Source organism: Streptococcus parasanguinis, assembly GCF_001074805.1.
GTDB classification, from domain to species: Bacteria; Bacillota; Bacilli; order Lactobacillales; family Streptococcaceae; genus Streptococcus; species Streptococcus parasanguinis_A.
In genome coordinates this window covers 24,277-38,056 of the sequence record NZ_JUPI01000126.1, presented here as the reverse complement: position 1 = coordinate 38,056, position 13,780 = coordinate 24,277, and the positions used below count along the sequence as shown (strand labels likewise).

At 44.6% G+C, this 13,780-nt stretch carries 9 protein-coding genes; 3 read left to right on the top strand and 6 right to left on the bottom strand.

What is annotated here, in order from left to right; translation table 11 throughout:
• Positions 1 to 20: 20 nt before the first annotated feature.
• From ADI76_RS09075 to ADI76_RS09050, 6 genes are all read right to left on the bottom strand, one after another.
• Positions 21 to 1,349, bottom strand: coding sequence for an APC family permease (locus tag ADI76_RS09075; RefSeq protein ID WP_049515968.1), 1,329 nt, complete (start codon positions 1,347 to 1,349; stop codon positions 21 to 23).
• 21 nt (positions 1,350 to 1,370) lie between these two features.
• Positions 1,371 to 1,949, bottom strand: coding sequence for a HutD family protein (locus tag ADI76_RS09070; protein WP_049515966.1), 579 nt, complete (start codon positions 1,947 to 1,949; stop codon positions 1,371 to 1,373).
• Between the two features lie 15 nt (positions 1,950 to 1,964).
• Positions 1,965 to 3,638 carry a formate--tetrahydrofolate ligase gene (locus ADI76_RS09065; RefSeq protein WP_049515964.1) on the bottom strand — a complete coding sequence of 558 codons (1,674 nt, stop codon included), beginning with the start codon at positions 3,636 to 3,638 and terminating at the stop codon, positions 1,965 to 1,967.
• A gap of 31 nt (positions 3,639 to 3,669) precedes the next feature.
• Positions 3,670 to 4,299, bottom strand: coding sequence for a cyclodeaminase/cyclohydrolase family protein (locus ADI76_RS09060; protein ID WP_049515961.1), 630 nt, complete (start codon positions 4,297 to 4,299; stop codon positions 3,670 to 3,672).
• Positions 4,300 to 4,310: 11 nt separating this feature from the next.
• Positions 4,311 to 5,210 (bottom strand): glutamate formimidoyltransferase, encoded by a 900-nt coding sequence (gene ftcD / locus ADI76_RS09055; RefSeq protein ID WP_049515960.1) that lies wholly within the window; start codon positions 5,208 to 5,210, stop codon positions 4,311 to 4,313.
• An 83-nt stretch (positions 5,211 to 5,293) separates the two neighbouring features.
• On the bottom strand, positions 5,294 to 7,324 hold the full coding sequence (locus ADI76_RS09050; RefSeq protein WP_049515958.1) for a urocanate hydratase: 2,031 nt from the start codon (positions 7,322 to 7,324) through the stop codon (positions 5,294 to 5,296).
• 199 nt (positions 7,325 to 7,523) lie between these two features.
• Between ADI76_RS09050 and hutI the strand changes: the two genes are divergently transcribed.
• The 3 genes from hutI (at position 7,524) to ADI76_RS09035 (ending at position 13,778) form a co-directional block, all read left to right on the top strand.
• Complete coding sequence (hutI, locus tag ADI76_RS09045; protein WP_049515956.1) at positions 7,524 to 8,771, top strand: imidazolonepropionase; 1,248 nt, start codon at positions 7,524 to 7,526, stop codon at positions 8,769 to 8,771.
• A gap of 291 nt (positions 8,772 to 9,062) precedes the next feature.
• A complete protein-coding gene (locus tag ADI76_RS09040) occupies positions 9,063 to 11,447 on the top strand; it encodes a phosphoketolase family protein (RefSeq protein WP_049515954.1) in 2,385 nt (794 codons plus the stop codon).
• A gap of 234 nt (positions 11,448 to 11,681) precedes the next feature.
• On the top strand, positions 11,682 to 13,778 hold the full coding sequence (locus ADI76_RS09035) for a surface-anchored 5'-nucleotidase (protein WP_049515951.1): 2,097 nt from the start codon (positions 11,682 to 11,684) through the stop codon (positions 13,776 to 13,778).
• Positions 13,779 to 13,780 lie beyond the last annotated feature (2 nt).

The window sequence follows — 13,780 nt, the reverse complement described above, 5'->3', positions numbered from 1 at the left end:
GAAAATGAGTGAAGAATGCTTTATGATTTACCTAGTTTATCTCCGTGGAAAACGAAATAGAGTCCACTAGCGATCACTAGACCGATAGCTCCCCATACGAAGTTCATTAGATTGTCCCCTGCAATCATCAAGATACTGATCACAACAGCTAGAACAGGGATAACAGGACCAAATGGCACTCGGAAGGTAACCTTTTTGTCTGGGTACATTTTTCTGAGTTTGATGGCTGCCAAAGCAGTTGGAATGTATTGGAAGAAACGGAAGACTACGCTGAAGGTTGCTAATGATTCGAAAGAGCCAGATAACAAGAGTAAGAAAGCGAAGATAGCAGAAATGATAATGGCAATGACAGGAGCGTTCTTAGAGTTTGTTTTTCCAAGACCCTCTGGCAAGAGTTTTTCAGTTGCTAATGCGGCACCAAAACGAGGGACCATGATGGATTCACCAATGTTTAGACCGGCAATTGAAATGAGGGCTCCGTAAGAAACGAGTGGAGCTCCGATAGGGCCAATCATTTCGACAAATGCGTCTTGTACTGGTGCACCGGTTTGCATAATGCGACCACCAAGCATGGCGATTGTTCCAGCGATGATCAACATGTAGAGAACAGATACAATACTGATAGAACCTAGAATAGCGCGGGGAACGTTCTTTTCAGGGTTGCGCATTTCCCCTGCAACGATAGACATGGTTTCAAATCCGATGAAACCGTAGAAGATGTAGACGGCTGTACTAGAAATAGAACTGAAGAGACTTGTTCCACTTTCCAATTGAAGGAAAGGTGTGAAGTTGCCCTTGCTTACCCCGCCAGAAATGAAGAAGATGGCAAAGAGCGAGAAGAGGACAATTGGAATTAATTTTGCAACAGTAGCTGTCAGAGTGAACATCTTAGAGGTTTTCAGACCGGCGATGTTCATCAGACTCAAGAGAATCAGCATACCGATACTGATCGGAAGGTTGTAGCCTTCAAATGCTGGGAAGGTAATGATGAAGATCTTAGCAAAGCCGGCTAACATGGCAGCCCAGGCGATAACTGTAACGGCCCAACCGAGAATCCCAACGTTAAAGCCAACGAAGTCTCCGAAAGCGGCTTTTGAGTATTGCATGGCTCCACCGTTTTTATCGAAGTAGCCAGCCGTTTCAGCCAGACAGGCTGATAGTAGCATGACGAGAACGGCTACTCCGAACATGACAGCTAGAGAGGCTGGTCCGAGGCCAGAATATATTTTTTGAGGGAGGAGGAAGATACCAGATCCGATTACGGCGTTGATACCGTATAGAGTGGCACCACTAAAGCTGAATTTCGCTTTTTCTTGTTCCTCAATCGACTGTTTATGTGCTCCGTTCATAATGTTTCTCCTTTGTGAACATTATTGTAGTCCAGTCCAGATAGCAACCGGTTGCTCCCCAGACTGATGGGGTAAAAACGTGATTGTCATCTCTTGAAGAGGAGATGCTTGTTCGATCACCAGGAGCTCGTGAGTTTGGAGGATTTGAGAATGATTCGTTCCCCATTTTAGTGTTAGCGGACAGAGAGCATAGATCAATTGATAGCGACTCTGACTCGTGACACTTTCATTTGGGGATATAGCACTCATATGCCCCTGATAAGAAGGTTTGTAGATCAAATTAAAGTCTTGACAAGTCCCTTGGCTAGATACAGGATCTCCCCCATCAAAGAAGTAGCTTTGAAAGGGGTTCAAAACCACTTCTTTCTGTTGATGGTTGAGTCGAATGGAGGCATTCAAGGGCATCAAGATTCGGTGGTAGCCAGTGAGATCGGTAAAGTTACTTTTTTCAACCTCTACCGTTGCAGTGGAGAGGCGGAAGTCAAAAGTCCGATCTGGATAACTTCCTCCCTCTGGGGAGAGAAAGAGTTGGGTGGTTTGGCCACCGGACCAGGTAGAAATTTGATAATCTGCGGGGGTAAGATGAAGGATAGTCACCATAGGACGCCTTCTTTCTTAAAAGAGACCAGTGATATTGCCGTGGGCGTCGATATCAATCTTTTCACTGGCAGGTACTTTTGGTAGGCCAGGCATGGTCATGATGGTACCCGTGAGAGCTACAATGAAGCCAGCTCCGGCAGCTACCTTGAGATTGCTGATGTTAACAGTAAAATCTTTTGGTGCTCCCATTTTCTTGGCATCATCTGAGAAGGAGTATTGCGTTTTGGCCATACAGATTGGGTAGTTTGAGAAGCCAAGAGCTTCCAATTCTTTAAGTTCGCGTTTGGCAGCTGGTGTCAAGCTAATGCCTTTACCACCATAAACTTTTGTGACAATCTTAGTCAATTTCGTTTCAATGCTGTCTTCTTGGTCATAGACATAAGAGAAGTGGTTTTCTTCTTGAGCTAGTTGAATGACTTTTTCAGCCAAGTCACGGCCGCCAGCGCCACCATGTGCCCAGACATCCGAAATGACAACATCTACATTGCGTTTCTTACAAGATTCATAGACAGCTTCTAGCTCTGCCTCTGTATCCAGTGGGAATTTGTTGATGGCAACGACCACAGGTAGGCCATAGACTTCTTGGATGTTGGCCAAGTGTTTGTCTAGGTTTGGCAGACCATCGATAACAGCTTGGACATTTTCAGTAGCCAAGTCCGCTTTGGCAACTCCACCATGCATCTTGAGGGCTCGGATAGTTGCGACGAGGACTACGGCAGAAGGTTTAAGTCCTGCTATACGGCACTTGATGTCAATGAATTTTTCAGCACCTAAGTCTGCTCCGAAACCAGCTTCCGTCACAACATAGTCTGCATATTTGAGAGCTAGTTTAGTAGCCAGCACACTGTTACAGCCATGAGCAATATTGGCAAAAGGTCCGCCGTGGATAATAGCAGGAGTATGTTCCAAGGTTTGTACCAAGTTTGGATGGATGGCATCTTTGAGGACGGCTGCCATAGCACCTCCAGCCTTGAGGTCTTTAGCTGTGACTGGTTGTCCTTGGTAGTTGAACCCAATAATGATGCGATCGAGGCGTTCTTTGAGGTCAAGGATATTTTCTGAGAGACAGAGAATAGCCATGATTTCAGAAGCCACTGTGATGTCAAAGCCATCTTCACGAGGAACCCCGTTTGTTTTTCCTTGAAGGCCATCGACAATATGGCGGAGTTGACGGTCGTTCATGTCGACCACCCGTTTCCAGGTAATCCGACGAGAATCGATGCCCAACTCATTTCCATGGTGAATGTGGTTGTCAATCAAAGCTGCAAGCAGGTTATTGGCAATCCCAATGGCATGGAAGTCTCCGGTAAAGTGAAGGTTGATATCTTCCATTGGAACCACTTGGGCGTATCCACCACCGGCAGCTCCACCCTTGATCCCAAAGACAGGGCCAAGAGAAGGTTCGCGCAGAGCAATGACGGCTTTTTCACCAATAGCTGAGAGGGCATCGACTAAGCCGACAGAGGTGGTTGTCTTTCCTTCTCCAGCAGGTGTCGGAGAGATGGCTGTCACGAGGATCAGCTTTCCATCTTCCTTATCCTTGAGTTGTTCCAGTTGGTTGCTATCAATTTTGGCCTTGTATTTTCCGTAGAGCGAAATGTCATCTTCGGTCAATCCAAGTTCAGCAGCGATATCGGTAATGGGCTTCATTTGGACAGAATTGGCAATTTCAATATCCGATAAAACCATAGAATCCCTTCTTTCTTTTTGTTTGTTAGGTTTATGATAGACTTTCTAAAATGGTTTGGTAAATGTTGTCTGCAAGATCAGAGCCTGCTTGGAGGTGTTCGAGACCCTTGCCGTGGTATTCTTGGACAAAGTCTTGGTCCTTGATTCCTGAAATGTTGATCAGGACGTTGAGCCAAGCCCCTTGAAGGCCAGCTTTAAGGTTGAGAGCAGCCACCCCTAGGTCACTCGCCGCATTGGTGTTGGACTTGCCAACAGCTTCTTTGGTGGTTTCAAGCGCCTCAACGATGAGCTCCATCATAGAGAAAGGAGATACTGTCGCATGTTTCAAAGCTTTTTGCATGGCTTCACGACGAGCGGCTTTCTCTTCTTCCGTTTCTTTTGGAAGATCAAAGACAGCTGATACGACATTGAAAGCTTCTGTATCCTTGTCAATAGCTTCTAGTAACTGGTCTTGGAGGTGAGCGCTTTTTTCGTGAACCCCTTTGATGTGGTCTTCAAATTCTGCGTATTTTTTCTTTCCAATGGTCAGTTCACAGACCATTTTTGTAAGGGAAATCCCATTCGCAGCGGATAGGGCAGCAGCAGAACCACCACCTGGAGCTGGAGCATCTGAACCAAGGACCTTGGCAAACTCTGTAATACTTAAGTCAACTAGTTTCATAGATCCCCTTTCTAACCCAACAAGTGATTTTCCAAGACTTGTTTGCTGTAGTCAAAGTCTTCTAATTGCAAGTAGTATTCAGCTGAGTCGATCAAAGCCTTAGCAGGAGCAAGTCCGATGAGTTCTGTTCCGATGATTCGAACCCCGTAGCGTTGTGCTTCGAAACGAACGGTTTCAACGACACGATACAATGGGAATTGTTCCAAGTTGACCATGTTGATAGAGACTTGGGCGATGTTACGATCTTCTAGCATGACACCGATCGCTTTACAGTATTTGTATCCACCGCTTGATCCACGAATGATTTTAGAAATTTTATTGGCAATATCTAGGTCGTCTGTGTCAAGGTTAATATTGAAAGCAACGAGTGGCATACGGACACCAACGGCTGTAACCCCTGCAGTTGGGTGAATCTTGCGTTCGCCGTAGTCTGGCTTCCAGTCTTCTTCCAACAATTTTTCTGGCATTCCTTCAAATTGTCCTTTGCGCACTTTAGCCAAGTTTTTCCGTTCTGGACGAGTTGCGGCATCTTCGTAAAGGAATATTGGAATACCTAATTCGCGATTGATGCGTTCGGCCACTTTATTAGCGATTTCAACGCATTCAGCTGTAGTGATATCTTTGACCGGAACGAATGGACAAACGTCTGTTGCCCCCATACGAGGATGTTCGCCTTCGTGCTTGGTCATATCGATATTTTCAGATGCATATTTCACCAATTGGAAAGCCACTTCTTGAATGCTTTCTTCATCCCCAACGAGTGTAAAGACGCTGCGGTTGTGACTGGCGTCAGACGAGTAGTCTAATAATGTGACACCTGGGATACTTTTTGCTGTGGCTACCAATCCGTCGATCACAGCCTGATTGCGTCCTTCAGAAAAGTTTGGAATACACTCAACAATTTTTGCCATATAATTACCTCTTTTTATAGGAGAAGTGGGGAGGAGAAGTCTTTGCATTTTCCTCCCCTTTCTCAGATTTTTATTTTTTGATGTTAAAACAATTTTTGAACAGCTTCTTTGACCAAATCTTCGTCTGCAAGATAAGGAATAGTGATGTGGTCTGTTCCTGCATGGAGACGGTTGTATTCGATCGCTGTTTCAATAGCATGATCGTTCCGTGCCCAGTTCCGACGAGCAACCCCGCCCATGGTATCCCATGAAATAGCAGATTTGATAATTTCGTCGATCCGGTGGCTACCGTCTAGTACGAGACCAAATCCCCCGTTGATGGCTTTACCGATACCAGTACCACCACCATTGTGGAGAGCCACGAGACTCATACCGCGGGCAGCGTTACCAGCATAACATTGCACTGCCATATCACAAGTAACGTTTGATCCATCTTTGATGTTTGATGTTTCACGGAATGGAGCATCTGTACCAGATACGTCATGGTGGTCACGTCCGATCATGACCGGTCCAATCTTGCCTTGGCGAATGAGTTCATTGAATTTCAAAGCAATGTTGACACGACCCATACAATCTTGATAGAGGATACGAGCTTGTGTACCAACCACCAATTGGTTCTTCTCAGCATCGCGAATCCAGTTGTAGTTATCGCGGTCTTGGTAGCGACGAGTTGGATCGATTGCTTCCATCGCTGCGTGGTCAGTAGCGATCAAGTCTTCGTGTTTACCGCTGAGGCAGACCCAACGGAATGGACCATAACCATAGTCAAAGAGCATAGGTCCCATGATATCTTCTACATAAGATGGCCAAATGAAGCCGTCTTTGTCATCGAGACCATTCTTAGAAATTTCCTTGATGCCTGAGTCATAAACAGATTTCATGAAGGCATTACCATAGTCGAAGAAGTAGGTACCTTTAGCCGTCAAATCTTTAATCACTGCGAAGTGACGAGCCAAGGTTTCATCGACCAAACGATGGAAGGTTTCTTTGTCTTCTGCCAACAAGCGTGTCCGTTCTTCAAAGCTAATACCAGCTGGACAATAACCACCATCATAGACGTTGTGGCAAGAGGTTTGGTCAGACAAGAGATGAACATGGACTTGGTGTTCATTGACATATTCGAGCAAGTCTACGATATTACCATGGTAGGCAATCGAAGTTGATTCACCAGTTTCCAGTGCTGCTTGAGCCAATTTCACAGCTTCTTCCGCACTGTCGGTCACTTGGCTAATCCAACCTTGAGAGTGGCGCGTTTCGATCCGAGAGCGGTCCACTTCAGCGACAATGGCAACCGCTTTTGCAATTTCAGCTGCTTTCCCTTGAGCGCCGCTCATCCCACCGAGACCAGATGAAATAAAGAGTTTACCAGTTAAGTCGCCATCATCAGGCACACCGAGTTTAAGACGACCAGCATTAAGAAGGGTGTTAAAGGTACCGTGAACGATCCCTTGAGGTCCGATGTACATCCAGCCACCAGCCGTCATTTGACCGTAGTTGGTAACGCCCATTTCTTCAGCGATTTCCCAGTCGTGCATATTGTCATACTCACCAATCAAGAGACCGTTAGTAATGACGACGCGAGGAGCTTCTGGTTTCGATTTAAAGAGGCCAAGAGGGTGACCAGATTCAACGACCAAGGTTTGGTCTTCTGTCATCACTTCCAAGTATTTCTTGATCAAGTTGTATTGCATCCAGTTGGCACAGACAGATCCTGTTTCTCCATAAGTAACCAATTCATAAGGATAAAGGGCAATCTCAAAGCTCAAGTTGTTGTCGATCATGACCTGCATAGCTTTAGCAGCAGTGCATTTTCCTTTGTACTCATCAATTGGTTTTCCATAGATGCGATCTTTTGGACGGAAGCGATAGCCATAGATCCGACCGCGAGTTTTTAGTTCTTCTAGAAATTCTGGGATCAACTCTTGGTGGAATTTTTTAGGGATGTAACGCAGAGCGTTTTTAAGGGCAATTTCGGTCTGAGCCTGCGTTAAGCGGAAGCCTCTATCCGGTGCACGACGAATGCCTTCTTGAAAAGTCGCCTTTTCAGGTAGGACATCAAAGTCAAGTTTGACAGACATAGCAGCTGCAATTTCTTTCTCGTCTATAAATGACATAGCAGAACCCTCCTTATAGTTGGACTGTGAATTTGTATTTTCTTTATTGTATCCAAGAAACGTCAATAAAGAGTCAAAAAAAAATATAATTTTTAATAAAGCAAAAAAAAATGAGGGGAAAACTTTTTGACTTTTTTTTGACGCTTTTTCTGTAGAATTGTAAAATGAATAACGATGGAAATAGAAAGGAATGTTTCATATGTCAGCTGATATCCTATTAACCCACTTTAACCAATTGTTTTGTCCAAATGATCTGGGTCATCCTCTCTATGGTAAGGAGATGGCAGAGGCAAAAATTCTTTCAGATGCTTATATCGCCATTAAAGATGGAAAGATTCTTGCAGTTGGGACAGGGCAACCAGCCCCAGAACTGATCGATGACCATACGGAAGTGAAATCCTGTGAAGGAAAAGTTGCGACCCCTGGCCTGATTGATTGCCACACCCACTTAGTCTATGGAGGCAGTCGGGAGCATGAATTTGCTAAAAAATTAGCAGGTGTTTCTTACTTAGACATCCTCGCCCAAGGCGGAGGGATTCTAAGCACCGTTCGGGCGACACGGGAAGCTTCTTTTGACACCCTCTATGACAAGTCCAAACGACTGTTGGACTACATGTTGCGCCATGGGGTGACAACCGTTGAAGCGAAAAGCGGTTACGGTTTGGATTGGGAAACTGAAAAACGCCAGTTGGATGTTGTCGCTGCACTGGATCGGGATCATCAAATAGACTTGGTATCTACCTTTATGGCAGCCCATGCGATTCCTACAGAGTACAAAGGCCGTTCTCAAGAATATTTAGATCTCATTGTGGAACAAATGCTTCCGAAAGTGAAAGAAGGACAGTTAGCTGAGTTCTGTGATATCTTCTGTGAAAAAGGGGTCTTTACAGCAGATGAATCTCGCTATCTTCTTTCGAAAGCTAAGGAAATGGGCTTCAAGTTACGGATCCATGCGGATGAAATTGAGTCTATTGGAGGTGTTGACGTAGCGGCTGAATTGCAATCCACCAGTGCAGAACACCTGATGGTCATTACCGATGAGGGGATCGAAAAACTAGCCAAGGCAAAAGTTATCGGCAATCTGTTGCCGGCCACAACCTTTAGCCTCATGGAAGATACTTATGCACCGGCTCGTAAGATGTTGGACGCTGGCATGGCTATTACCCTAACAACAGACAGCAACCCAGGGTCTTGTCCGACAGCCAATCTTCAGTTTGCCATGCATCTTGGTTGCTTTATGATGCGCCTAACTCCAGTAGAAATTCTCAATGCAGTGACCATCAATGCAGCCTACTCAGTAGATCGTGCCAAAACGATCGGTTCTTTCGATGCTGGCAAGCAGGCTGACATTACCATCTTTGATGCGCCAAATCTAGACTATCTCTTCTATTTCTTTGCAACAAATCTAGTGACAGATGTCTACAAGAAAGGTCAAAAAGTCATTTAAACTACTCCATTTCAGTCGAGACTTTGCTGGTTTGTAAAAATCAGCAAAGTCTTTTTTCTATCAGATCTCCACAGTAAATGGGAATGCTTTATCGGAAAATAAAAATTTGATCATCAAAGAATATTTTTCTTACTTTGTGATGTACAAAAATGGAAATTCCTGATAGAATAGAAGTAATATTGAATATTTTCTTCAATATCATCTGTTTGATCTTGATAACAGAGTGTTTAAACTATTCATCAAACGAACAGGTTGATCAACAGACCTGTCTAGAAATTGCGAGGAGACAAGATGACTGTCGATTATAACAGCAAAGCATACTTGGATAAAGTAGATGCTTGGTGGCGTGCAGCCAACTACATTTCAGCTGCTCAAATGTACTTAAAAGATAACCCATTGTTGAAGCGTGAAGTCGTTGAAAATGACTTGAAGGCTCACCCAATCGGGCACTGGGGAACTGTACCAGGGCAAAACTTTATCTATGCTCACTTGAACCGTACCATCAACAAATACGACTTGGATATGTTCTACATTGAAGGACCAGGTCACGGTGGACAAGTAATGGTATCTAACTCTTACTTAGATGGTTCATATACTGAATTGAATCCAACTATCCCTCAAAACGAAGAAGGTTTCAAACACTTGTGTAAGATCTTCTCATTCCCAGGAGGGATCGCTTCTCACGCGGCGCCTGAAACACCAGGATCTATCCATGAAGGGGGAGAACTTGGCTATGCCCTTTCTCACGCTGCAGGTGCTGTATTGGATAATCCAGATGTGATTGCTGCAACAGTGATCGGTGACGGTGAAGGAGAAACAGGTCCATTGATGGCAGGATGGTTGTCAAATACCTTCTTGAACCCAGTCAACGATGGTGCTGTTCTTCCAATCTTCTACCTCAACGGAGGGAAAATCCACAACCCAACGATCTTCGAACGCAAAACAGACGAAGAATTGGCCCTCTTCTTTGAAGGTCTTGGTTGGAAACCAATCTTTGCAAACGTAACCGCTATTTCTGATGACCACGAAGCTGCTCACGCTTTGTTCGCTGAAAAATTGGACGAAGCAATTGAAGAAATCAAGAAAGTCCAAGCAGAAGCTCGTAAAGGTTCTGCTGAAGAAGCAACTCAACCAGTATACCCTGTCTTGATTGCTCGTATTCCTAAAGGTTGGACTGGTCCAAAAGCATGGGAAGGAACACCTATCGAGGGTGGATTCCGTGCGCACCAAGTTCCAATCCCAGTAGATGCTCACCACATGGAGCATGTCGATGCTCTTCTTTCATGGTTGGAATCTTACCGTCCAGCTGAATTGTTCGACGAAACTGGTAAACTAGTTCCTGAAGTTGCTGAAATTGCACCAAAAGGTGACCGTCGCATGGCGATGAACCCAATCACAAATGCTGGTGTGATCAAACCAATGAACACAGCTGATTGGAAGAAACATGCCCTTCAATTTAACACACCAGGTGAAATCATGGCTCAAGACATGATCGAATTTGGTAAGTATGCGGCAGATTTGGTAGATGCGAACCCAGATAACTTCCGTATCTTTGGACCAGATGAAACCAAATCAAACCGTCTTCAAGAAGTTTTCACACGTACAAGCCGTCAATGGTTAGGACGTATGAAGCCAGACTACGATGAAGCTTTGAGCCCTGCTGGACGTGTGATTGACTCTCAATTGTCAGAACACCAAGCAGAAGGAATGCTCGAAGGATATGTCTTGACAGGTCGTCATGGATTCTTCGCATCTTACGAATCATTCCTTCGTGTTGTAGACTCTATGATTACTCAACACTTCAAATGGTTGCGTAAATCTAAGACTCACACGACATGGCGTAAAAACTACCCAGCCTTGAACTTGATTGCGACTTCAACTGTTTTCCAACAAGACCACAATGGCTACACTCACCAAGATCCAGGTATCTTGACTCACTTGGCTGAGAAAACTCCTGAATACATCCGTGAGTACTTGCCAGCAGATACCAATACGTTGCTTGCAGTGATGGACCAAGCCTTCAAGGCAGAAGATGTGATCAACTTGATCGTTTCTTCTAAACACCCGCGTCCTCAATTCTACTCAGCTGATGAAGCAGAAGAATTGGTTCGTGAAGGATACAAGGTGATCGATTGGGCATCAACTGTTTCAGCAGATGAAGAACCAGATCTAGTCATTGCAGCAGCAGGTACAGAGCCAAACTTAGAGGCACTTGCAGCTGTAACGATTCTTCACAAAGCCTTCCCAGAATTGAAGATCCGCTTTGTTAACGTTGTAGACATCTTGAAATTGCGTCACCCATCAGTCGACGCGCGTGGACTTTCAGATGAAGAGTTCGACAAGGTCTTCACAACTGACAAACCTGTGATCTTTGCCTTCCATGGTTACGAAGGCATGATCCGTGACATCTTCTTCAACCGTCACAACCACAACTTGCGTGTGCATGGTTACCGTGAAAACGGAGATATCACAACACCATTTGATATGCGTGTCATGTCTGAGTTGGATCGCTTCCACTTGGCACAAGATGCTGCTAATGCAGCTCTTGGAGCAGAAGCAGCTGAATTTGCAGCTCAAATGGATGAAACAGTAGCCTTCCACAACGCCTATATCCGTGAAAATGGAGATGACATTCCAGAAGTTCAAAACTGGAAATGGGAAAACGTGAATAAATAATAGAAAGAGCCGGAGCAATCCGGCTTTTTTGTGATTTTAATTCAGTAAAGAATAAAAGATAAGGGAGGAGATGTTCGGGAATCAAGCGTTTTCTAATAAAGTTGTAAGAGTTTCTAGGAAAATATTGAAGTAAAACCGAAAAAATAGTAAAATGGAAGAGCTGATTGCAGCAAATCAACTTTTCTGCATTCTCCTCTTTGGAGAAGTGTCCGACATTAGAAAATGGAGTATTCAATGAAGAAAAAAGTTATCTTGAAAAGCAGTATCCTAGCGGTTGCTGCCGGTCTCAGTGTTTTTGCGATCAATAGCGTTTTCGCAGATGAATTGCCCGTGCAGTTCATGGGCGTCAATGACTTCCACGGTGCCTTGGAACAAACGGGGACAGCTCGTTTAGAAGGCGAAACTGTGAAAAACGCAGGAACAGCCCCACTTTTGGCAACCTATTTGAACGATTCGCAAAAAGACTTTGAAACGGAGAATGCCGGAACGCCAAATGCCAGCATCCGTGTGCAAGCTGGAGATATGGTCGGAGCTAGTCCAGCCAATTCTGCCCTCCTTCAAGATGAACCAACTGTAAAAGTCTTCAATGAAATGAACTTTGAATACGGAACCCTTGGTAATCACGAGTTTGACGAAGGACTTGGTGAATTCAACCGGATCATGAAGGGAGAAGCCCCGACACCTGGTCAATTCAATAAGATCGTCGATGAGTATCCTCATGAAGCTTCCAAACAAGAAGTTGTAATTGCCAACTTGGTTGACAAAGATACCAACAAAATCCCATTTGACTGGAAACCTTATACCATAAAAGAAATCCCAGTCAACGATAAGACCGTTAAGGTCGGATTTATCGGGGTTGTTACGACAGAATTTCCAAATCTTGTTTTGCGTAAAAATCATGAACAATACCGCGTTTTGGATGAAGCAGAATCGATTGCCAAATATGCGCGTGAATTAAATGACCAAGGGGTTCATGCCATCGCTGTCTTGGCTCACGTTGCTGCCACTAGTAAGAATGGTGTAGCAGAAGGTCCTGCTGCAGACATGATCAAAAAATTAAACCAAATCTATCCTGAAAACTCTGTGGACCTTGTCTTTGCAGGTCACAACCACCAATATACAAATGGGATGGTCGGAAATACCTTGATCGTTCAAGGTACCTCTCAAGGGAAAGCCTACTCTGATGTCCGCGGGGTCCTAGATACAGATACAGCTGACTTTGTCAAAGCTCCAACTGCTAAAATTATTGCGGTAGATCCATCGAAAGGCAAAGCAAAAGATGCCAAGGTTCAAGCGATCATCAATGAAGCCAACGAGACTGTTAAAAAGGTAACAGAAGCGAAAATTGGTTCAGCAGAAAAAGCAGAAAATATCACCCGTGAATTAAATGCGCAACAAGAAAGTGCTGTTGGGGATCTGGTCACAGCTGCCCAATTGGATATTGCTAAAAAATCAGGTTATCCAGATGTAGACTTTGCCTTCACCAATAATGGAGGAATTCGTGCAGACCTCGTGGTGAAACCAGACGGAACAGTCACTTGGGGTGCAGCTCAAGCAGTGCAACCATTTGGAAATATCCTTCAAGTAGTCGAAATTACCGGAGACCAAATTTATAAAGCTTTGGACCAACAGTATGATGAGAAAGAACTCTACTTCTTGCAAATGGCAGGGATCAAGTACACCTATACAAAACCAGCCGATGCAACAGAAGAAAATCCATATAAGGTTGTGAAAGCTTACAAGGCAGATGGAACCGAAATTGATCGTAACAAGACCTACAAAGCGATTATCAACGATTTCTTGTATGGTGGTGGTGATGGCTTCTCAGTCTTCCGCGATACAAAATTGATCGGGGCGATTAATCCAGATACTGAAGTCTTTATCCAATACATCGAAGATGTGAATAAGGCAGGGAAGAAGTTATCTGCTTCAATCTTGGGTAACAAGACATTTGTGGAAAAAGTGGAAGAAGAAACACCAACTCCAGAACCACAACCACAACCGGAACCACAGCCATCGCCAGTTGATCCAGTCAGTCCTGTAAATCCAGTCCATCCTGTATCACTAGTGACTCCTACTACCCCAACACCTCAACCTGCAACTCCAGTAACTCCAGCTCAACCAGCTGCAAGCGAAACAAAAGAAGTGGCAACCAACAAACCAGTCGCTGTCACTTATCATACAGGTGGCCAAGCAGAAGTAGCTGCTACACCAGCAACGGGTCTTCCAAAAACAGGTCAAGAAGAATTGGCTTCGACAGTCCTTAGCCTCTTTGGCATGACCTCACTAGCTTTAGCAGGCTTTGTAGTCAGCAAAAAACGTGAAGGTTAAGC